Origin of the sequence: Sorangium sp. KYC3313 (assembly GCF_052075895.1) — a bacterium.
In the GTDB taxonomy this organism is placed as follows: Bacteria; Myxococcota_A; Polyangia; order Polyangiales; family Polyangiaceae; genus Sorangium; species Sorangium cellulosum_B.
In genome coordinates this window covers 10000792-10022055 of the sequence record NZ_CP197255.1, presented here as the reverse complement: position 1 = coordinate 10022055, position 21264 = coordinate 10000792, and the positions used below count along the sequence as shown (strand labels likewise).

Sequence of the window (21264 nt, the reverse complement as noted above, 5' to 3'; positions counted from 1 at the left end):
GGCGCGCCGCGGGGGACGGGCGCGGGGGCGAGGCGCGGTCGTCAGGCGGTTTCAACCCGGTCGTCGCCTTACCGCAGCGCCAGCGTGAACGCGAGCCCGAGGCTCACGCGCAGATCGTGGACCGCCTGCACCTCCAGGGCGGGTGGCAGCAGCCGGTACTCGCCCTCGATCACCGCGGCGATGGGTTGATCGTCGATCGCGGCCAGGATCCTCTCGACGTGCGCGGCCGAGCGCACGAGGACTCGCCAGCGCTCTTCGCTCGTCCAGTGCGGGACGACGTCGCCTCGACCGTCGAAGACCGTCAGCCCGTCCCCGCTCTGGAGACGCAGCCGCAGCGAGGCCGCGGTCATGGGTGCGATCCGGTGGACCACCCTGGGCTCGCCGAGCGTGCGCCGCGCGGGCGCGGCCCGGGGGGAGGGGGACTCCGGGTAAGCGTCGACGTCGTAACGGACCCCGAGCCCGATCTCGAAGCTGCGGCCCGCCTCGCCCGTGCGCCACGGATCGAGGATCGCCGTGGCGCGCGCCACGCCGAGCCGGATCAGCGGCGCCGGCGATCCGTCGCCCTGGCGCCGCGGGATCGAGGGGATGCTCACCCGGCCCACCTCGGCTTCCACGCCGATGTCGAAGGGGAAGGGGACCGCGATCGGCGGCGACACCGGCAAGACCACCCGCGGCGACTCGTCGTGCCGCAAGAACGACGCGCCGTACAGCGCCGCGTCGAGCGCCGGCACGCCGTCGAGCGTCTGCCCCGCCGGAGACACCCGGCCGGCGAGGACGCGGTGATCCGCCTGCCAGACCACGCGGCCAGGCCCGGAGCCCGTCACGCTGCGGGCGCGGTAGGACAGGCCCGCGTCGATCTCGGGCTCGACCTCGATCGCCCCGCCCGCGCCCCGGTGCAGCGCGGACGCGACGCCGAGCCACACCCGGCTCGCCGGGTCGAAGCGCACGCGGAAGCGCCGGCCCTCCTCGGAAACGGCCGTATCGCCGCCGCCCGCGCGCTCGCTCCCCTCGCGCGCCGGCTCGGCGCGGCCGGCGCGCGGGGGGAGCGCCGCGGCCGCCGCCATGACGAGCAGCGCGGCGAGGCGCCGAGCCGTCACGGGTCCTCGAAGACGGGCATCGGCTCGAACACCCGTGGGGGAGCCCAGAACGACACCCGCAGGCCCGCGGCCGCCTTGACCTCCACGTCGCGAACGTCGCTGTCGAGGTCGTTGCGGCTCACCCCCATCGCGGCGAGCCGCAGCGAGATGGGCTGATCGTTGATCGCGAGGAGGATGCCCTCGTAGGCGATGGTGGCCTCGAGTCGGTTCATCGCCGCTCCGGTCCCGCTCCCGGCCGCGATGCTCGGGCGCCGGTAGGCGAACGCGGTCGAGAGCGCGTGGAGGCCGCCCTCGCCGAGGCTGAAGCGCGTTTTGATGGCGCTCGTCGGGCCGACGTACAGAGCGCCGGTGTCCAGGCCGTCGTCGATCTCCGATCGGCGCTCCCAGTACTCCCCCAGATCGGCGCCCAGCTCGATCCGGATGTGGCTGTACATGTCGCTCGACTGCCACGGATTCCACGCGAGATGCACCTCGCCGAACTCCACGTCGAGCGTGTCGCGGCGCGCGGGAGGGCGGTCGTTCACCGACACCACCCGGAAGCCCCAGCCGATCCGCGGCGAGATCGGGTGAAGCCTCGGCTTGCCGACGAAGGTGCTGAGCCAGTGGGCCGGCCGCCGGTGCAGGTGCTGGTAATCGTAGGTGAGGAGCACCCCGGAGAGCTCGAGATCGTCGAACGTGGCTGTCCCCTCGAGGATGCGCAGGTCATGGCGGGCGCGGGAGCGCGTCGAGAGCACGCTCACGTGGATGCCGGCCTCGGCCCTCCCGCGGCCCAGGGGGAAGCTCGTGGGCACGGGGAGCCCGTTCTCTCCATGGAACGTGGGCAGCCAGGACGCGCCCAGGTAAAGCCGGTTCAGCAGATCGAACTTGACCTGAAATGCTTTGCCCTCGGCCGAGCGCGCGTAGCCCGGCGGCGCCTCGGGGATCGCGGCGACGAGGCGGGCCCCGCGCGCGGCCAGGCTCCGGTAAGCCGAGGCGTCTTCAACCACGTTGCACGGCTGCACCTTGTCGAGCGCGCCGCCGTCGTAGGCCAGGTGATCGGGTGCGACGAGGCAGCGCTCGCCCTCCGGGCCTGGCTCGCATTGAACGCGCACCGCGCCGCCGTCCGGCGACCGGATGCAGCGAACCGGCTTGTCCCAGGAGAGCTGCGGCGGCTCGCCGGGGCGAGCAGGCGCGGACCAGAGCATCGCCGCCGACAGGGAGGCGAGCAATGCGTGAATCCAAGGCGGACGTCGTCTCAAAGCACCCTCACGAGGCAAAGGAGCTCCACGGCGGCAAAGCCGCCCGCGCTGTACGCGAGCGATTCATCAGGCGCTTCGCGGGCGCCGCGAGGCGACAAAGCACGTGTCGTGCCCTGCGAGACACGGTGCCGGAGCGCGCGCGCGTGTCCGAAAATTCCGAGAATTTAGAATGTACCGACTTCTTCGCGAGGGCGAGGTGCGAAGCGGTCAGCGCGGCGACCGCTGCATGGGGAGCAATCCATTACCCAGGCGCGCAGGGTTCTTCACAGCGGGCTATGGGCGCGTCGCCATCGGCGGTCGCGGCTCGCGTCGTTGGACCCGAAGCGAGGGGTGCGGGTCCGAGTCGACGTTCTAGAATGCCGATCACGTTGAAACCTGGAGAATTTTCACAGGGAGGCAAGGAGTCGGGGAGGAAGAAAAAAATGAATCTCTCGCTCTTGCCGTCTCTCGCTCCCCGCCTCCCCGCCTCCCTGTGAAATTCCTGCTTTCTCTCGTGGTTTCAATCCGTTTGTCGCTCTAGCCCATCACTTGTCTGAGCTGCGCCCGGCCCGGTCATCAGGACACGCTGGCCGGCCATCAGGACATGCCACCCGGCCATCAGGACACGCTGGCCGGTCATCCGGACATGCCACCCGGTCATCAGGACACGCTGGCCGGCCATCAGGACACGCTGGCCGGCCATCAGGACACGCTGGCCGGCCATCAGGACATCCCACCTCCACTCTCTCGCTCCGGCGCTTGCCGCTCGCGTCCGGATCGTGCGTCTGCTCTGGACAGCGCTTCGAGCGGACTCATCTTCGCGTCTCCGCGCCGCGCCCGGAGGGGGCGAGGGACGCAGGAGGAGGGATCAAGCAATCATCATGGCAAAGCAGGGGAAGGACTACGATCGCTGGGTCAAGGTCGCCGCCGAGCAGGGGCGGACCGACAACCCGCTGAGCCTGCCGTACGACATCGCCGTGCGCGAGGCGGTCGCCGCCGCGGCGTTCGTGAAGAAGTACTGGGAGCCCGACGGCGATCGCCCGGGCCTCAAGCGCGTCAAGAGCCGACTGCCCGCTTCGAGCAGCGACGATCTGCTCTCCATCGTCCACGCCGTGCAGGAGGCGCAGACTCGGCTGCTCCTCATCGTCGACCCTGCCGTGGCCGACTTCGGAGAGCGCGCCAGGTTCGTTGTCGATGAGCTCGAGTCGGCCCTCGAGTTCCTCCTCGACGACGACGTCGACGAGCCCGCCGACGCGCAGCTCGCGCGCATCAAGGAGTTTCACGCGCAGGACGGCCAGCGCTCCAGCGCCCTCTCCCAGGCGCTCCGCGACTACGCGGGGCTCGCTGCGTCGCTCGAGGAACGCCTGGTCGAGGCAGACGAGGAGTTCGATGTCCGCCTCATCGTCGAGGCCAGGAAGCTCGCGGAGGACCTGCAACGGCGAGCGCTGGCGACGATCCCCGACGGCGACACATCGGCCGCCGCGACCGCGATCCGCAATCAGCTCCTGCACCTCATGGTCGAGCGCGTCGGCGCCATCCGGAAGACCGCGGCGCACGTCTTCCGCCGCCATCCGGAGATCGTCCGGGAGGCCACGAGCGCCTACGAGCGGCGCCGCCGCGCTGCAGCTCGGCGGGAAAAGGCCCGCAAGGCCGCAGCGGGCAAGGCGGTGGACAGCCGATCCGGCGCAGCGCCTCCGCCTCCGCTCGCGGCGTCCGCGAGCTCGGCCGGCGCTCAGCCCTCGTGAGCTCCGCCGTCCCGCCCGCGCCGCGCGCTCCTTCCGTTCTGCGGTGCGTCCCTCCTCCGTGACAACTTGACAACCGCACTCGTTGGCGGGGCCCGTCTCCGGAATCCATGCTCCCGCCCGCTTGCGCCCCGCCCGCGACCGGCGCAACCCTCGGGCTCATGCAGACCCGCGCGCGTCACCCGCCGCTCCCGCGCTCCACCGGGCCGATCCTGGTCGCCGTGGCCGCGGCCCTCTCTCTGTCCGGCCCGAAGCCCGCACCAGCAGCGCCGCCCGAGGCCACGTCCTCGCCGCCTCAGTCCGCGGCCTCCCAGGCGCCGAAGCTCGACATCCCGTTCACCAAGTACACCCTCAAGAACGGCCTGACCGTGATCCTCCACGAGGACCACGCCCTGCCGATGGTCGCCCTGAACCTCATGGTCAAGGTCGGCTCGCGGTTCGAGGAGCCGGGGCGCACCGGCTTCGCGCACCTGTTCGAGCACCTCATGTTCATGGGCACGCGCCGCGTCCCGACGAAGCAGTTCGACGCCTGGATGGAGGCCGAGGGCGGCTGGAACAACGCGTGGACCAGCGAGGACCGGACCGCCTACCACGAGGTGGCGCCGGCCCACGCGCTGCCGCTCCTGCTCTGGCTCGAGGCCGATCGGTTCTCGTCGCTCGCGGACAGCATGGACCTCCCGAAGCTCAACGCGCAGCGCGACGTCGTGCGGAACGAGCGCCGCCAGACGAGCGAGAACGAGCCCTACGGCAAGGTCGACCTCCTCATGCCGTCGCTGATGTACCCGCAGGGACACCCCTACCACCACCCCGTGATCGGCTCGCACGAGGACCTCCAGGCCGCGACCGTCGACGACGTGACGACGTTCTTCCGGCGGTGGTACGTGCCGAACAACGTCTCCCTCGTCGTGGCCGGCGACTTCGATGCGCAGAAGACGCGCGAGCTCATCGAGCGGCTCTTCGGCGGCATCCCGGAGCGGCCCGTCCCCGCGGCGACCGCGCCCTCGCCGGTGAAGCTGAGCGGCGTCGTGCGCAGGACGATCGAGGACAACGTGAACCTCCCCAAGGTGATCATGGCCTGGCACAGCCCCGCGCACTTCGCGCCGGGCGACGCCGAGCTCGACCTCCTCGCCACGGCGCTCGAGCAGGGGAAGGCGAGCCGCCTCTACAAGGCCCTCGTCTACGACAAGCAGCTCGCCCAGGAGGTGAGCGCCGTGCAGAACTCCGGCGATCTCGGCTCGACGTTCACCGTCGAGGCCATCGCGCGGCCGGGCGTGCCGCTCGAGAAGGTCGAGGCCGCCATCGACGCCGAGCTCGCCAAGGTGCGGGACGCGAAGCTGAGCCGCGAGGAGCTCGACCGGGCCAAGAACCAGTACGAGACCGCCTTCGTGACGGCGCTCGAGTCGGTCGCCGGCCGGGCCTCGATGCTCAACCGGTACGAGACGTCGAAGGGCCAGCCCGGGTTCGTGGAGCAGGATCTGAAGCGCTACCGCGACGCGACCGCGGAGTCGCTGCAGGCGTACGCGAAGAGCACCCTGGACCCGAACGCCCGCGTGATCCTGCGGGTCGTGCCGAAGGGCAGCGAAGAGGCGAAGAAGGCGGTGACGAAATGAGAGCGAGACACGCAGGCGCGATGATCGCGCTGGTCGCCGCGGCCCTCGGCTGCGAGCCGAGGACGCCGGCGCAGTCCGCCGCCCGGGCGGAGGCGCCGCGGCCGAGCGCCCCGCCGGCGGCCGCGAAGCCCGCGGACCCGCTCGGGCCCAAGCCGGAGCTGCCGACGCCGCAGCCGTTCACGCCGCCGGCGCCGGTGGTGCTCGACGGGCCGAACGGCGCGAAGGTGTGGCTGCTCGAGCGCCACGCGCTGCCGATCGTGTCCGTGTCCATCGGCGTCGCGTCGGGATCGGCGGACGATCCGAAGGGCGCGGCGGGGCTCGCGCACATCACCGCGGACATGCTCGACGAGGGCGCGGGGACGCGGAGCGCGGTGGAGCTGTCCAGCGCGATCAACGACCTCGGCGCGACGCTCTCGGTCGGGGCGCGCGCCGACGGCAGCGTCGCGACGCTCTCCGTGCTGAAGAAGAACTTCGACAAGGCGTTCTCGCTGCTCGCCGACGTCGTCGCGCGCCCGCGGTTCGAGGCGAAGGAGTGGAAGCGCGTCAGCGAGCTCTGGCAGAACGACCTGAGGAAGCGCGGCGACGACGCGACGCGGGTCTCGGGGCTGGTCTCGATGGCCGCGCTCTACGGGCCGGGCACGCCGTACGGGCACCCCGTCGACGGCCTGGTCGCGGACGCCAAGTCGATCGGGCTCCCGGCCGTGAAGGCGTTCTACAAGGCGGCGTGGCGCCCGGACCGCGCGGTGATCACCGTGGTCGGCGACATCACCCGGGACGAGCTGCAGCAGGCGCTCTCGCGCGATCTCGGGACCTGGTCGGCGAAGGGCGCCACGGCGAGCGCCGCGCCGGCCGCGAAGGGCGCCACGGCGAGCGCCGCGGCCGCAGCGCAGGGCGCGGCGGCCGCGCCGGCGTGGAAGCCGCCGCGGCTGGTGCTCGTCGACCGCCCGGGGGCGCCGCAGTCGGTGATCGCGGCCGTGCGGGAGGGGGTCGCGGCGAGCGATCCCCGGCGGCCGCTGCTCCAGCTGATCAACTCCGCGCTGGGCGGCTCGTTCACGTCGCGCCTGAACCAGAACCTGCGCGAGGATCACGGCTGGTCCTACGGCGCCGGCTCGGCGTTCACCGAGACGAGGCTGCCGGGCGCGTTCGTGGCGCGGGCGTCCGTCGTCACCGAGGCGACCGGACCCGCCCTGAAGGAGATGCTCGCCGAGCTCGCCAAGATGGCCGACTCCGGGCTGACCCGGGACGAGCTGGCGAAGGTGCAGGCGCAGGACCGCGCGGATCTCGTCTCCGCCTACGAGACCGTGAACCGCACCGCCCAGCGCCTCGGGACGCTGGCGCGGCTGAAGCTGCCGGAGACGTTCGACGGGGACGCGAGCAAGGCGCGGCAGAGCGCGACGCTGGCGAGCCTCGCGGAGCTCGCGAGGGCCGTGGATCCGAAGACGGCGACCGTCGTGGTGGTGGGACCGCGGCAGGAGATCCTGCCGCAGCTCCAGGGGATCGGCCTCGGCGAGCCGGAGGTGTGGGACGTCGAGGGGAAGCCGATCCAGCCGAAGAGAGAGCCCTGAGCGGCGCGCGCCCTGGCCGGGCGCTCCTCCCGCCGCGCGGGCAGCGGGGGGAGCGGGCGGCAGGATCGCGCCCTCAGGGCGCGGTCGGCTCGAAGTCGATCGGGCTGCTGGGCGCGCCCTCGTGCAGGACGCCGTCGCCGAACCAGTAGACGAAGCGGGGCTCCTCCGCCCCGTCGAGGTAGGCCTCCAGCCGGACGACGGCGCCCGGGGTGGTGGCAAACGTCATCGCGTCGATGTCCGAGCCGGTCTCGGCGTGGAAATACGCGACGCCGATGTCGATGAGGCGCGTCGCGTCCGTCTTCTCGATCTCGATCCCCGCCAGGTCGATGAGCTCGGACGCCGTGTCGACCGAGGCATAGAGATCGAAGCTGCAGACGACCTTGGAGGTGTTGGTGTCGCAGGTCGTCCAGAGCGTCCACGTCCCGCCCTCCGTGTACTCGACGAAGATGCCGACGCCCTCGCCCGGCTCGGTGCTCAGGGTGGCGTCCGTGTCGATGGCGACGCGCCGCACGTCGTCCGCGGGCGGCGGGGGAACGCTGCCGTCGTCGCCGTCCCAGTCGTCGTGGGCGTGATGGCCATCGTGGTCGCCGTCCTCGTCGACGATGATGCAGCCGGCCGAGGCGAGGGGCGCAGCGACGAGGATGAGAAGGAACGACCACAGTCCCAGTGAACGACGCTTCACAAAGTCAGCGGAAAGAGTCATTGGATCTGCTCCTGCTCGTGGGCGTCGCAAGACGTGGGCCAAGCGCTACCTCGACCGCGGGCGACCGGGCGGCGGCGCCGTCTTCCCCGGAGCCGGGCCTGCCGGGAGGTGGATCCTGGGGCGCGCCGGTGCCGGGGGCGCGCTCGGGCGCGCGTGAGGCTTCGCGATCGGCTGCGGCGCCGGCGTCGCCTGCGGCAGCGGCCGCGGCGCCGTGGGCGACGGCGAGCGGTGCGGGAGGGCACGCGTGGCGGCCGGCGTGCCGGCGGCGCGCGGCGCCGTCGCCGGCTCCGGGGCGGGGACGGGCGACGGCGGCGTGACCGCCGGCCGGGAGGGTCGGTGCGATCGGCTCGCGCCGGTGCGGGGCGGCGCGCCCGCGTCGGAGACACCCCGCGCCGGGAGGCCGGGCCTGGCGACCGGGGCCGGAGCGTCGCCGCCGGGCGTCCCCCGCGGGTGCAGCGGTGTGCGCAGCGCGGGCGCCGCGCGACGGTCGTCGCGCGCGGGCGACGCCGGACGGCGCGCCGGAGGGGGCGCGAGGCGCGCGCTCGGGGTCGTGCTCCTGCGCGCGTAAGCGAGGGCGCGAGGATCCGGCCTGTCGCGGTGCCTCGGCGCGGCCGAGGAGGGGACGCCGGCCTCCGCGAGCGACGGCGACGCCGGGCGGTAGCCGGCAGGACGGATGCCGTGGGGCGGGCTCGAGCGGCCCGCGTCCCCATCGCGGCGCGGTCGGACGTCGGCGCGCCCGGGCCTGCTCGCGGTCGGCCGCGCCGGCCTGTAGGTGTGCGAGTGCGCGGCGATGCGCCGGACGACCTCGCGATCGCGGACGACGTGCGTGTGGACGTGGCGATGGAACACGTGCGTCGTCGGGCAGAAGACGTACGCCGCCGGGGGAACGGTCCACAGCGAGACGGCGACGCCGCCGCTCCAGGTGTAGGTGGGCGGCATCGGGGCCCAGCCGACATAGCCGGCGTCACCGACGCGCCAGACGACCCACGCCGGGGCGTACGTGCGCCCCGGGATCCAGGCCCAGCCGTGGGCAGAGATCCAGACCCAGCGGCCATAGTGGAAGGGGATGTGGCCCCACGCGTAGTCGCTGACCCAGAGCCACTCGCCGTCGTCGGTCAGCGCCCAGTGGCCCGCGGTCTGGTAGGGCGCGAAATCCGGGCCGACCACGACCGCGGAGGGCACCCAGACCGTGCCGTAGCCCGGGGTGTCGAGCCAGGTGCCGTACGCGGCGAGCGGCTGCTGGAACTCGACCAGGGCGCTCGGGTCGGTGTCTTCGTACTCGTCCGCCTCGAGCTCGGCGTTCACGCGGACGTCGACCTGGACCGACGGGGGCTCGGCGGGCTGGGCGGCGGCGCTCGCGGGCGCGGCGATGAGCGCGGCGAGCAGCGGCAGGGCGCCGCCGAGCCGGCGGAGCCGGGCCCCGGGGATGCCCGGCGCCGCGGGGGCAGGGCGCGAGGGGGAAGCGGACAGCGGGAAAGGCATCGGCAGCATGATGGGTCCTTCTGGAGGGGGGTGCCAGGGAGAGGTCGGGCTGGCCTCGGGCGCCCTCAGATCTCTTCAGACGTCCCTGCGCGCCCGATGTTGCACATTGCAGGCCACCATCCGGAGCGCCGCCCTGGCGTGCCCGACCGAGGTTGAGGCCCGGGCAGGCACCCGACCGAGGTTGAGGCGCGGGCGCCCGACCCAGGTTGAGGCGCGGGCGCCCGACCCAGGTTGAGGCGCGGGCGCCCGACCGAGGTTGAGGCCCAGGCGCCCGACCCAGGTTGAGGCGTCGGGCGCTCCTCAATCGAGATCGCTGTCGCCGAGCGCCGGCGTCTCGTCCCCCGGAGGCGGCGCTCTCCCGGGCAGCGCCGGCGGGCTCGGAAGGAGCGACAGCCGCGTGTGCGCGTCGGCCAGCTTGCGGTCGGCCTCGCGCAGGCGCCGGTTCAGCACCCGGATCACGGCGTCCGCGATCTCGGCCGTCTCCCGCACCGCCTCGTGGAAATCCTCGGCGGAGACCCGGAGCAGCTCCGCGTCCTCGGTCACCACCGCGGTCGAGGCCCTCGGCTCGCTGTCGAAGAGCGACATCTCGCCGAACACGTCGTTCGCGCCGAGGCGCGCGATCTCGCGGCCGTCCAGCGTGAGGCTCACCTCGCCCGAGATGATCGAGTAGAGCGCGCCGCCTGGCTCGCCCTGGCGGAAGATGACGTCGCCCCGGGCCAGCGACACCACGAGCGAGCCGCGCGCCAGCGCCACCAGATCGTCGCCGGCCACGCGGGAGAAGAGCGGAACACGCTGGAGGAACAGGACCTTCTCGATCGTCGTGTACATCTCGTCCTCGGGGTCGATGCCGGTGCCGCCGGTGACCGCCCAGTATCGTGCGTAACGGGCCACCGCGGGATCCTCATCGGCCCGCAGCGCGTCCAGCCGCTCGCGGGCGCCCGGCGGCGACGTGACGGCGACCGCGATGGCGGCCGCCTCGCGGACCAGCGGGTCCGGATCATAGGTCGCGGCGAGCGCGTCCCCGGCGGCGCCGGCGATGGAGTTCCGGGCGACCGCATCGAGCGCGAGCGCGGCGCTGTAGGGGTCGCCGCGCACGATCTCGTGGCGGATCCAGGAGATGACCTCGGCCTCCGGCGGCAGGGGCCTCCGGGGGAACGCCGCGGACAGCTCGAGCAGGCGCTCGACGAGGGAGACGAGGCGCTCGCGCAGCGGGCGGTCGAGGAGCGACTCCAGCACCTCGAACGCGTTGGCCCGCAGCGCGGGATCCGGGCCGAAGACGTGGGTGCGCACGAGGGCGACGACCTCGCGCGGGTAGGCGAGCTCGCACAGCCGGAGCACGCGGATGAGCCCCTTCCGCAGCCGGCGGAGCAGGTGCTGGTCGAGCAGCGCGCCGGCGACGCGGGGGCGCACCGCGATGTACGCCTCGCGCGTGCGGACGTGCTCCACGGTCTCGTCGTCGATGCGGGCGCGGATCACGCGGAGCGGCGCCGGCGGCGCGCGCAGCGCGAGGCGCAGGCGCGACGCCGACGCGAGCACCTTCTGGCGGAGGGCCTCGTTCGGGTGGTCGATCCGGGCGAGCAGCACGTCGAGCGCGTCGTGGCTGCAGAGCCGCGCGAGCACCCGCGGGATCGCGAGCCGCACGGCCCGCGGGGTGCCGTCGTCGCCGAGGCGCGCCGCGAGCTCGGGGATGGCGTCGTCGCCGAGCGCCTCGATGGCCCGGGCCGCTGCCGGCGTGAGGGCGCGCTCGGCGAGCGCGTCCGCGAGCAGGGGGAGCAGGCGCGGGTCGGCGACGCTCGACGAGGCGCGCACGGCCGCGCGCCGCACGGCGGGGTCGGGATCGCCGATGAGCCGCGCGAGCGCGCGCTGGAGCGACGCGTGGCCGACCAGGCCGAGGATCCTGGCGGCGGCGACGCGATCGCGGGGCGACGGGCTGTCGAGCAGCGCGCGCAGCCGCGGCGCGCCCTCCAGCATGCCGTCGAGGCCGCAGTAGCGCAGGAGCGCGGCGATCGCGGCGGCCCGGAGCGCCTCGCCGCCGGTCGCGTCCGCGGCGGCGCCCTCCCGCGCGAGCGCGAGCAGCTCGTCGTGGGCGTCCTCCCGCAGCAGCGCGGCGAGCGCGGCGACGGCGGCGACGCGGACGTCGGTGTTCCGGTCGTGGATCGCCGCGCGCGCGATGCTCGCCCCCTCCTCGTGCTCGAGCTCGGCCGCGAGGCGCACCGCGAGCGCGCGCACCCTGGCCGAGCCGTGGCGCGCGAGCGCGGGCACGGCCTCGCGCACGAGGGTCGGGTCGAGCTGCTGGAGCTGGTCGACCGCGAAGAGCACCTGCATCATGGCGCGGCTGTAGAGCGCCTCCTTGAGGATCGCGCGCGTCTGGGGGCCGTACGCGACGCTGTCCGGCTCGATCTGGCGGCGGATCAAGGTCCGGCGCATGGCGTCGAAGTAGCCGCGCCGCACGAGCGGCAGGAGGGCGATGGACGCGGCGCAGAGCGGGAGCGAGTAGACGCCGATCCACGCGGCCTCCTCGACGAGCGCGGCGCCCGTCGCGGCCGTGGGCGCCACGGCGAGCAGGATCAGCGCGCCGAGCCCGTAGCCGAGGGGCTTGGCGATCGCGGAGACGAGCGTCCGCACCCGCTCCCGCAGCGCCGGCGGGAACGGGAAGAACAAGAGCTGCATCGTCGCGTCGTAGATCGTGAGCTGCAGCGCGTTGTCGCTCAGCTTGAGGATCGCGCCCCAGGCGAGCGACGGCGCCGCGAGCAGCGCGACGGTGCTCGCGGTGAACGCGGCCGGCATGGCGAGCAGCCCGCCGAGCACGCCGTGGCGCCGGAGGACCCGGGGGGTCGCGACGAGCTGTACGAGGAGGCCGACCACGCCCATGGCGCCGTAGAGGAACCCCATGAACCGGGTGAGGTCGTCGACGTGGGGGTAGGCCGTGAGGGCGATCGCCTTGAACTGGTAGTCGCCGATCGTGAGGACCGTGAAGAGGAGGAAGGTCAGCAGCGCGACGGTGAGGGCGTAGCGCGATCGCCACACGTCCACGCGCGGAAGGCGGGCCTGGAGGAGCTCTTCGTCGCCGGACGGGGGGCGCCCGAGCGGGTAGCGCCGCGCGAGCGCGGTCGTGAGCGCGGCCATGGCGAGGAGCGCCGCGATGAGCACGAACAGGAGGTTCTCGGTGCCGATCCACGGGACGACGGCGCCCGTCGCGAAGCCGCAGGCGACGGTGCCGACGACGCGCCCGCTGCCGATCAGGCCGAAGAGGCGCTTGGCGCTGCGCGGGTCGTGCAGGTCCTGGGCGACGGCCCAGACGAGGACGGCGGTGAAGTTCGCGATGATCTCGGACCAGATGTAGAAGACCAGGATCGCGGCGCGCACCTCCTGGCCGATGAGGACGCGCAGCAGCGCGAACGTGACGGCGCTGAAGAGGGCGAAGGCGACGCACAGCTGGGCGCGCGGCAGGTGGCGGGCGACGCGGTCGTAGGCGAGCGCGGCGACGGCGGAGGCGGCGCCGTAGACGATCCACATCGGCGCGATCCAGGTGACGGGGAACCTGGTGAGGAAGAGCGCGTCCCGCGCGGAGCGGCCGACGACGAAGACGAGGGCGGCGAGGAAGAGCAGGCAGAAGAGCAGCGCGGTCCGGTGCAGCTCGACGCGGGTGAGGGGGACGCCGAGGACGGCGGTGTGGGCGTCAGGGGCGGCGCCGCTCGGCTGCAGCCGGCTGGGCCGGCTCGAGGTCGGGCGCACCGACGGGGTGGCGCCGGACGCGGGGGACGCGGGCGCGCCTTCCGGGCGCGCGCCGGGCTGGCCGGGCTGCCCGGCGCGCGCCGTCTCCGGCGCCGCGGCGCGCTCTTTCGCGCTCGGCCCTGCCTTCGAGCCCGGCTGCGGGGGAGCGGCGTCGGTCGAATCCACGGGCCTCACGCTAGCCGAGCTCTCTCGAAGAGCGCGTGTTTCGGGCCACGCAGCTCGTCCGCCGGCCCATGGCGCTGCGCGGCGGTCCGCTCACCCTGCGGCTCCGCGGCGTCGATGCCAACTTGTCAGGAACGCACGGCGACCATGGCCAGCTCGTCATGCGGCGCGCCTCCGAGCCTCCGAGGTGGGGCGTCGAGGACGCCTCCAAGGACGCCTCCGACGGGACCGCGGGGCCTTCGAGGGCGCGTTCGACGCGGCATCCGGCGTGGGCGCACGCGGGCGCACGACCGTTTTCCGCGCCGTTCGAAGGGCTGTGCGAGGCATTTGCGGCGTGGTACGAGCTGTGCTGAAAGGACGCGCCCATGGACACGACAAGGTATCTCGTGCGGCCCCGGCCGCGAGGGCGGCGGCACCTCCCCCGGCTGTGCGCGGTGGCCCTCGCGGCGGCGGCGCTCGCCGGAGGCGCGCGACAGGCCGGCGCGACGGTGACCATCAGCACCGACGTGAGGCGCACCGAGCTGCAGCGGCCAGACGCGCAGTACCCGCTCTGGATCAGCCGCGAGGACTGCCTGACGAACAACGATCTCGAGTTCACGCTCACGCTGAGCGGCTTCTCGACCAGCGATACGCTCGCCGTCTGGGTCAGCGAGTCGCTGGACTGCCTTGCGTATTCGAACCGCGACACCGGCACGCGGTGCAAGCAGGTCTCGGCCGAGTCGAACCTGGATGACACGATGGTCGTCAAGGTGTCGGCCAAGGCGATCGCGGAGGCCCTCGGCGCGGAGGGCTGCGACAGCACGAGGGCCAGCACCGGCGCGGTCCCGCTGAACATCTATTTCCTGCGGCTCGTCTCCTCGGACCAGGACAACCCGGATCACGCCAAGTGGGATACCAGCAAGATGGACCTCCAGGGCCCGAAGCCGCCGACCGGCGTGGCGGCGCACCCCGGGGATGGTCGCCTCCTCGTCGACTATACGCAGAACGAGGACGAGGACGTGCAGGGCTACTACCTCTACTGCGATGATGGGGGGCAGTCCGCCGCAGCTTCGAGCGGGGCAGGGGCAGCCGGAGGAGGCGATGGCGCGGGGGGATCCAGCACCGGCGGCGGGGCAGCCGGAGGCGGCGACGGCGCGGGGGGATCCAGCACCGGAGGCGGGGCAGCCGGAGGCGGCGCGACAGGCGGCGGCAGCGCCGGTTGTCAGTCGTCGCTCCTGGTTTCGGGGGAGATCCCGGACGCCAAGTACCAGTGCGGCAGCGTGGGGAGGGCCAGCCGCGGCGAGGCCACGGAGAACATCGTCAACGGTAGATCGTATGCCGTCGGCGTCGCGGCCTATGACCAGGTGGGCAATGCCGGGCCGCTGTCGGCGATCTCCTGTGCGACCGCGACCGACGTCGACGGGTTCTTCGAGCAGTACCGGGACGCCGGCGGGCAAGCCGGTGGGGGCTTTTGCAGCATCGAAGGGCCGGTGGGGGCGGGCCGGTGGGCCGCAGCGCCGCTCGCCGCCGTCGCGGCCGGCGCGGCGCTCGGGTTGTTGCGCAGGAGCCGTCGTCGTCGACGCCACGCGCACGCGCGCGCGTGTTCCTTCACGCAGGAGAGCGAATGAGCTGTCATCTCCGTCATCAGCTGGTCGCCTGCCTCGCCGGCGGCGCGGCGCTCCTCGCCGCCTCCGTCGCCGGCGCGCAAACGAGCTACGGGACGGGCGACTGGCGGCAGCACGATCGCTCGAGGATCCAGCGAGAGGAGCGCTATGCGTCTCCTCAGAGCTTCGCGTTCGAGCTCCGCTTCGCCCCGTACTCTCCCGAGGTCGACGAGGAGTTCTCCGGCGCGGGCCCCTACGGGAAGACCTTCGGCGACGGCCAGAATTTCTATTTCGGGGTCGAGGTCGACTGGCTGCCGCTCCGGATCCCGTACGTCGGGGCGATCGGCCCAGGGCTCGGCTGGGGGTACACGTCGGCGTCGGCGAAGGCCTTCGTGGCGGGCAGCGACGACAGGGCCGAGGCAGAGGAGACCTCGCTCACCATCATGCCGATGCACCTGTCGGCCGTCCTCCGCGCCGACGAGCTGATGCGCAAGACGGGCGTCCCGATCGTGCCTTACGCGAAGGTCGGCCTGGGGATGGGGTTATGGACCACGACGTCGGGCCCCGGCACGCCGAAGCCCGATGGCGTCCGGGGCGAGGGCGTCACGTGGGGCACGCACCTCGCGTTCGGCGGGATGCTCGCGCTCAACTGGCTGGACCGCCGCTCGGCCTCCCAGCTCGATGAGACGACGGGCATCAACCACACGTACCTGTTCGGCGAGTGGATGTTCGCGAACCTCGACGGGCTAGGCTCGCGCCCGCAGATGCACGTCGGCACCTCGACGTGGGTCCTGGGGTTGGCCTTCGACATGTGAGGCACGGCGCCGCGGCGCCGGTGCGCGCTTCACGGCGCGCTGCCTTCGAGCGGCGCGCCGCCGTCGTCTTCCTCGATCACCGTCGTTCCCCGCGGCCGGGCGGTCGTCGCGCGGCGCGGGGGGCTGTCGCTCGCGAAGGCCTCGACGGTCTCCTTGGTCGGGGCCCCGAAGATGGGCACGACGAGCTCGCGCGCGGCGCCCTCGCGCTCGTACGTGATCTTGAGCTCGCTGGCGCTGGCCAGGGCGCGATAGGCCGCGAACAGGTCGTCCGGGCGCTCCAGGGTCGTGCCGTTGACCTGGGTGACGACGTCGCCGGTCTTGAGCTCGATGCTGCTCCAGTCCGCGGGCAGCGCGAGGATCTTCCAGCCGATGAACGCGCCCGCCCGGACGACCTCCTCGACCGGCACGCGCCGCAGGATCCAGGGCGGTCCCTGCATCAGCACCCGGTCGACGTCGGCGCGGGCGAGCTGCCCGGCGGGCACCGCCTGCTTGGGCGGCGCCGCGCTCTGCGCGCGCGGCGCCGGAGCCGCTGCCGGGGCGGCCGTCTGCGGCCCGCCGCACCCTGCGACGACGGACAGGGAGAGACATGCGCCGAGCAGGAGTCTTACGGGCGTCGACATCGGCGGGACTATGCGCAGCGGACCCGAGGAGGCCAAGTTCGATGCGCGGCGGGGGCGATGGCGGAAGCGATGCCGACGCGAGCGGCGATCCAGCTGAGCCGCAGGGCCGGGGCCGCCGGGCTCGCGAGGGGCAAGGAGCGTCGGAGAGGGTCGGGGAGGCGGGATTTGAACCCGCGACAACGAGCACCCAAAGCTCGTGCACTACCGGACTGTGCGACTCCCCGGGCAGAGCGCGTCCGCGAGCGGGACCATAGACGAGGCGCCTTGCCGGGGCAAGGCAGGTCGCACCGGTGATCGAGCGCGTCGAGCGCCCGGCGCCGGCCGATCGAGCGCCCGGCGCCGGCGAGGCGTCGGCCGCGCGGCGTCCGCGTGGCTTTTCAGGTGCGTCGCCGCATGAAAGGCGCTGAAATGAGGGCGCAGTATGAGCGGGACGCTTGCGTCGCTGTCGGTCCATCACCTGGCCGTGGTCGTGCGCGACCTGGTGCGGGCCGAGGCGTTCTACGCGGGCGTCCTCGGATTGCCGGTGGTGCGGCGCTGGACGGACGAGGCCGGAGCGCCTCGGTCGGTGTGGCTGGAGCTCGGGGGCGGCGCCTTTCTGGCCGTGGAGCGGGCGGGCGCCGCCGGGCCGATGCGCGCGGACGAGGCGCCAGGCTGGCACTGCGTCGCCCTGGGGATCGCGCCGTCCGAGCGGGAGGCGTGGCGCCGCCGGCTGGCCGCAGGCGGCGTGGGCGTCGAGCGGGAGAGCGCCTACACGATGTACGCGCGCGATCCCGACGGGAACATGGTGGCGCTCAGCCACTACCCGCACCCGCAAGCGGGGCCGGGCTGATGATGGCGCGGACCGTGTGCAGTGCGCGTGGAGCGCCGTGGTGAGATGATGGAAGGTCGGGCGGCGCGCCAGGGACCTGGAAGCTGCTCGAGGGCCTGCGCGTCGAAGGGGAACGAACGAGCCGGAGGGTTTCAAGATGCCGCGTTCAACGTCCGATTCCATGTCGCCTGATGCGCCCGTGCCGCTCGTGTTTCCCTGCGGGGCGATCGGGCTCGTGGGCGGCTGGATCACGGCCGACGTCCTCGAGATGGACGAGCTCGTGCCCCGCTTCCTGCTCGCGGGCGTGACCCCGATCGTCGCGGCGCTGCTGGGGCACTACCTGACGCCACGGATCGGAGGCGTCCGGGGCGATGGATCGATGGCGTTCGGCGCGGGCGATGCGCCGGCGGACGGCGCGCCGTGGGTCGACGCGCCGGGGAAGTGGACCCGGCGAGGGCCGTTCGTGGCAGGCGTGCTGGCGCTGTGGGCCATCGTGGTGGCCGGCGTCGTGAACGGGATGACCATCGGGCTCGTGGTGGGGCCGGCGGGGATGATCATCGGCGCGGCGTTCGGCGCGGTGTTCGCGCTGCCATTCGTTCCGGCGCTCGCGGTGGTGCTGATCGCGGCGAACCGCGTCGGGCGAGCGCGCGCCGGCTCGATCGTGGCGCTCTCGGATCGGCGGGCGGTGTGGGCGGCCACGGCGGCGGTGATCGCGGTCGCGCTCCAGCTGGGGTCGGGGCTGCCGGGGGCGGCGGCGCCCGACCTCGGGCGCCTCGTGGCGGCGATGGGGTTCGCCGTGGTGGCGGGGCTGTGCGCGCTGGACGCGCTGGAGATCGCGAGGGTGCTGAAGCTGCCGCGGGAGCGGAGCGGGGCGGGGGACGAGGTCGCGGAGCGGATCGCAGGGGAGATCGAGGCGGGGGCGACGGGGGCGGGAGACGACGGCGCAGCGAGCAGCGCTGCGCGGGCCGGGTGGAAGGGGACGGGGGAGAGGATCGATCTCGGCCTCGGGGACGAGGTGCAGGTCGAGGTGGTGAGGCCGACCCATGCCTACCGGGGGGCGCAGCAGATCGCCCGGGTGGTGCGGGGGGACCGCGGGCGCGCCGTGGCGGCGCTGCGGGCAGGGCTGATGCGGGGCGCGGGCGCGCTGGCGATCGGGGCGGCGCTCTGGAGCGAGGTGTGGAAGTGATCGAGGCGCGCGGCCGAAGGCGGAAGAGCGCGGGCGGGCGGCCGGCGGAGGAGCGCGGGCCGGTGGGGCGCGGCGCAAGAGCGGGCTGGACGAGGGCGTGGCTCGGGATCTGGCTTGATGCGTGAGGCGAGGTGTGCCAGGGTCCGGCGCCCGTAGCGGCTGTTGCCCCTGCCCCCGTAGCTCAGTGGATAGAGCAGCGGTTTCCTAAACCGAAGGTCGCAAGTTCAATTCTTGCCGGGGGTGCCGAAGGATTTCGGGCACTTACGAGAACTGGCCCAGAGGTCGTGGGCAGACTGTGGGCAGATCGATCTGCCCATGATGCCCGTGGTAGCGGTTGCTCCCTCCAGCGGCGTGGCGCTCCTGCGCCGGGTTCTCACGGATGAGCTCGTGCTCGACGGCTGCTTCCAGGAAGCAGCGGAGCAGGTTGAGCGTGTTCTTGATCGTCTGCTTGCCGAGCCTGCGTTTCGGTACGGCGCGGTACCCTCGGCCCGCCGCGGCGCTCTTTCGGAGCATCTCAGCGAGCCAGTCCTGGCGCGCTGGCGAAGAGCTCCAGGCGTCGCGTGAGGCTCGGCATCATCGGGAGCTCGTTCATCAAGAGCGTCTCCGGCGCAGTGGAGGTCGATCCAGTGGATTGGGCGAGATCTCGCGTCCAATCCGCGCTCCACGCGCACAAGCTGTCCAGGATCCCGCTGTGCGACGGGACCGTCCGCTCGCGGAACCAGGTCGCCTCAGCGACGATGGTGTCGATGTGACCGTCGAGGAGCCGATGATATCGAGCGATCTCCTGGGCCTCCCACCCTTTGGGGTTGTCAGGGTCTTCACGGCCGTGTCGCGCATCCGCTCGGCGGCCGTGCGCAGGTCGCGCTCCATGCCCTGCGCTTCCCGCGTCGCAAGCGCCAGGCCGACGACGCCACAGGGAGTCTGGATCAGGACCTCACGGCGCGTAGGGGACAGGTGATGGGAGGCGCCCCCCGGTCACGAGCCGGCGCCGTCACGCGACCACGAAGGGAGGGCTGGTCGGCAGAGCATGATCGGAGAGATCGCGCGCCCTGGCGATCGCCTGGCGAGGTGTCCTCAGCGCGGATGGCGAAAGGCGCTCGCGCGAGCGCCGCGAACATAGAGGACGACCAGGCGCGGACGTTCGGGGAGCACGAGCGAGCATTGCGCCGCGCACCAGGCTGCGGAACTGACGTCACTGTGCCGCGTACACCCGGCGGGTGTCGGGTCTACGCGGTATCGTCCAGCAGGCCTTGAAGCTCGGCGTATCCTCGATCGTAACCGTCGCGGCGGGCGGTGATGATATAGTGGAGCCTCGCTTGCCTAAAGAGAGATCGCTGGGCAGGCGATGGAGGCGCGACCCATGCCCGTACCGTTGCCGTTCCCTGGCGTGCAGATTCAGGAAATCCCAGCCGGTGTGCGGGCAATCGTCGGAGGATCGACGTCCGTGACCGCCTTCGTGGGGCGCGCATTGCGAGGCCCCAAGGAGATCGCGACGCGGTGCTTCTCCTTCGACGACTTCGCTCGCAAGTTCGGTGGGCTCTGGGCGGACAGCCCGATGACCTACGCCGTCTACCACTACTTCCAGAATGGCGGGACCGAAGCCGTGATCGTGCGGCTGGCGCCGGGGGCGAACAGGAGCTCCGCCGACCTTGCGACCGGCGCGTCGCCGAACCTGACGCTCGAGGCAGCGAGCGAGGGGGCCTGGGGCAGCAACCTCCGAGTGACGGTGACCGACCCGGCGGCGGGCTCCTTCCTCCCGGCGGAAGCGACGCAGGTCTTCACGCTCACGGTGCGCGAGGTGGATCCCGCTGCGCCGAGCGACACGAGCCGCGATCGAGCCACCGAGACGTTTATCAACGTATCGGTGTCCAGCAGCAGCCCGCGGTACGTGAAGCGGGTGCTCGAGCAGCAGTCCAGTCTGGTGCGCGTGAAGACCGACGCCACGCAGCGGCCAACCAACGTTGCCAACGCTCCCTTCTCGAGCGTCGGCGACGGGAGCGCGCTCGCGGCCACGGACTACGACAACCCCGGGGATCTGAGCTTCCAGTCGAGCCGCCGAGGGATCTACGCGCTCGACGCGATCGACACGGTGAACCTGCTGTGCCTGCCGCCGCCCGCCCGAACCGTCCCGCAGTTCACCGGCGTGTGGACCGCGGCGGCGAGCTACTGCGACAAGCGCTTCACGATGCTGCTTGTGGATCCGCCGGCCTCATGGACCACAGCGGCGGCGGCTGCCGCGCGCACCGGCCTCACGAGCCTGACGAGCAAGAACGCAGCGTTCTATTTCCCTTTGCTCGTGATGCCCGACCCGCTCGCCGCCGGCCGGCCGGCGAGCTTCGCGCCGTGCGGTGCGGTCGCCGGCGTCATCGCACGCACTGACGGGGAGCGTGGCCTGTGGAAGGCGCCGGCCGGGCAGGACGCGGGCCTGCGCGGCGTCGACGGCTTTTCTGTCAGCCTCTCCGATCCCGGCGCCCGGCTGGCCCTCACCGACGCGCAGTGCGGCGCGCTGAATCCCGCGGGCGTGAACGCGCTGCGCCCCCTCGGTGTCGCAGGCTCGGTGGTGTGGGGCGCGCGCACGGCGCAGGGCGCGGACGTGCTCGCCTCGGAGTGGAAGTACCTCTCCGTGCGGCGCCTCGCGCTCCACATCGAGCAGAGCCTCAAGGAGGGGACGCGCTGGGCCGTCTTCGAGCCGAACGACGCGCCGCTCTGGTCGCAGCTCCGGCTCTCGATCGGGGCGTTCATGCACCAGCTCTTCCGTCGCGGCGCGTTCAAGGGAGCGCGCTCACAGGAGGCCTATTTCGTCAAGTGCGACGCCGAGACGACGACCCCCGCCGACCAGGATCGCGGCATCGTGAACGTTATCGTGGGCTTCGCGCCGCTGAAGCCCGCCGAGTTCGTCATCCTGCAGTTCCAGCAGATCACCCGGGCGATCGCCTGAG

At 72.9% G+C, this 21264-nt stretch carries 15 protein-coding genes and 2 tRNA genes; 9 read left to right on the top strand and 8 right to left on the bottom strand.

Features of this window, described 5'->3' with window-relative positions; translation table 11 throughout:
- Nucleotides 1-68 precede the first annotated feature (68 nt).
- Together ACSRUE_RS37960 and ACSRUE_RS37955 are read right to left on the bottom strand one after the other, a co-directional pair.
- The gene (locus ACSRUE_RS37960; protein WP_441287839.1) at nt 69-1097 is read right to left on the bottom strand and encodes a hypothetical protein; all 1029 of its coding nucleotides are present in this window, start codon (nt 1095-1097) and stop codon (nt 69-71) included.
- Nucleotides 1094-2305 carry a hypothetical protein gene (locus ACSRUE_RS37955; protein WP_441287838.1) on the bottom strand — a complete coding sequence of 404 codons (1212 nt, stop codon included), beginning with the start codon at nt 2303-2305 and terminating at the stop codon, nt 1094-1096. The genes ACSRUE_RS37960 and ACSRUE_RS37955 overlap by 4 nt, the downstream gene beginning before the upstream one ends.
- 890 nt (nt 2306-3195) lie before the next feature.
- Between ACSRUE_RS37955 and ACSRUE_RS37950 the strand changes: the two genes are divergently transcribed.
- From ACSRUE_RS37950 to ACSRUE_RS37940, 3 genes are all read left to right on the top strand, one after another.
- The gene (locus ACSRUE_RS37950; protein WP_441287837.1) at nt 3196-4059 is read left to right on the top strand and encodes a hypothetical protein; all 864 of its coding nucleotides are present in this window, start codon (nt 3196-3198) and stop codon (nt 4057-4059) included.
- Nucleotides 4060-4217: 158 nt separating this feature from the next.
- Complete coding sequence (locus ACSRUE_RS37945; RefSeq protein ID WP_437769050.1) at nt 4218-5666, top strand: M16 family metallopeptidase; 1449 nt, start codon at nt 4218-4220, stop codon at nt 5664-5666.
- Nucleotides 5663-7231, top strand: coding sequence for a M16 family metallopeptidase (locus ACSRUE_RS37940; protein ID WP_441287836.1), 1569 nt, complete (start codon nt 5663-5665; stop codon nt 7229-7231). The genes ACSRUE_RS37945 and ACSRUE_RS37940 overlap by 4 nt, the downstream gene beginning before the upstream one ends.
- A 73-nt stretch (nt 7232-7304) precedes the next feature.
- On the opposite strand, the gene ACSRUE_RS37935 is transcribed toward ACSRUE_RS37940, so the two are convergent.
- The 3 genes from ACSRUE_RS37935 to ACSRUE_RS37925 form a co-directional block, all read right to left on the bottom strand.
- On the bottom strand, nt 7305-7913 hold the full coding sequence (locus ACSRUE_RS37935; protein WP_441287835.1) for a hypothetical protein: 609 nt from the start codon (nt 7911-7913) through the stop codon (nt 7305-7307).
- A gap of 66 nt (nt 7914-7979) precedes the next feature.
- Nucleotides 7980-9425: a DUF6600 domain-containing protein gene (locus ACSRUE_RS37930; protein WP_441287834.1), complete on the bottom strand. Its 1446-nt coding sequence runs from the start codon at nt 9423-9425 to the stop codon at nt 7980-7982.
- A gap of 291 nt (nt 9426-9716) precedes the next feature.
- Nucleotides 9717-13316 (bottom strand): HEAT repeat domain-containing protein, encoded by a 3600-nt coding sequence (locus ACSRUE_RS37925; RefSeq protein WP_441287833.1) that lies wholly within the window; start codon nt 13314-13316, stop codon nt 9717-9719.
- Between the two features lie 362 nt (nt 13317-13678).
- Between ACSRUE_RS37925 and ACSRUE_RS37920 the strand changes: the two genes are divergently transcribed.
- Nucleotides 13679-14920, top strand: a complete 1242-nt coding sequence (locus ACSRUE_RS37920) for a hypothetical protein (RefSeq protein ID WP_441287832.1) — start codon at nt 13679-13681, stop codon at nt 14918-14920.
- Entirely contained in the window at nt 14917-15711 is a 795-nt protein-coding gene (locus ACSRUE_RS37915; RefSeq protein ID WP_437769044.1) for an MXAN_2562 family outer membrane beta-barrel protein, read from the top strand. The genes ACSRUE_RS37920 and ACSRUE_RS37915 overlap by 4 nt, the downstream gene beginning before the upstream one ends.
- Nucleotides 15712-15740: 29 nt before the next feature.
- Here the strand turns inward: ACSRUE_RS37915 and ACSRUE_RS37910 are convergent, their stop codons facing one another.
- Nucleotides 15741-16331 (bottom strand): serine protease, encoded by a 591-nt coding sequence (locus tag ACSRUE_RS37910; RefSeq protein ID WP_441287831.1) that lies wholly within the window; start codon nt 16329-16331, stop codon nt 15741-15743.
- Nucleotides 16332-16481: 150 nt separating this feature from the next.
- Nucleotides 16482-16555 (bottom strand) — tRNA-Pro (locus tag ACSRUE_RS37905).
- A 197-nt stretch (nt 16556-16752) separates the two neighbouring features.
- On the opposite strand from ACSRUE_RS37905, the gene ACSRUE_RS37900 reads away from it, so the two are divergent.
- The 3 genes from ACSRUE_RS37900 to ACSRUE_RS37890 all read left to right on the top strand — a co-directional run bounded on the left by ACSRUE_RS37900 (nt 16753) and on the right by ACSRUE_RS37890 (nt 18568).
- Complete coding sequence (locus ACSRUE_RS37900) at nt 16753-17160, top strand: VOC family protein (RefSeq protein WP_441287830.1); 408 nt, start codon at nt 16753-16755, stop codon at nt 17158-17160.
- 160 nt (nt 17161-17320) lie between these two features.
- Complete coding sequence (locus ACSRUE_RS37895) at nt 17321-18325, top strand: hypothetical protein (protein ID WP_441287829.1); 1005 nt, start codon at nt 17321-17323, stop codon at nt 18323-18325.
- A 170-nt stretch (nt 18326-18495) separates the two neighbouring features.
- A tRNA-Arg gene (locus tag ACSRUE_RS37890) sits at nt 18496-18568 on the top strand.
- Nucleotides 18569-18586: 18 nt separating this feature from the next.
- Here ACSRUE_RS37890 and ACSRUE_RS37885 read toward each other — a convergent pair.
- Nucleotides 18587-18838 carry a hypothetical protein gene (locus ACSRUE_RS37885; protein WP_441287828.1) on the bottom strand — a complete coding sequence of 84 codons (252 nt, stop codon included), beginning with the start codon at nt 18836-18838 and terminating at the stop codon, nt 18587-18589.
- An 847-nt stretch (nt 18839-19685) separates the two neighbouring features.
- Here ACSRUE_RS37885 and ACSRUE_RS37880 point away from each other — a divergent pair.
- Nucleotides 19686-21263 (top strand): phage tail sheath family protein, encoded by a 1578-nt coding sequence (locus ACSRUE_RS37880; RefSeq protein WP_441287827.1) that lies wholly within the window; start codon nt 19686-19688, stop codon nt 21261-21263.
- Nucleotide 21264 lies beyond the last annotated feature (1 nt).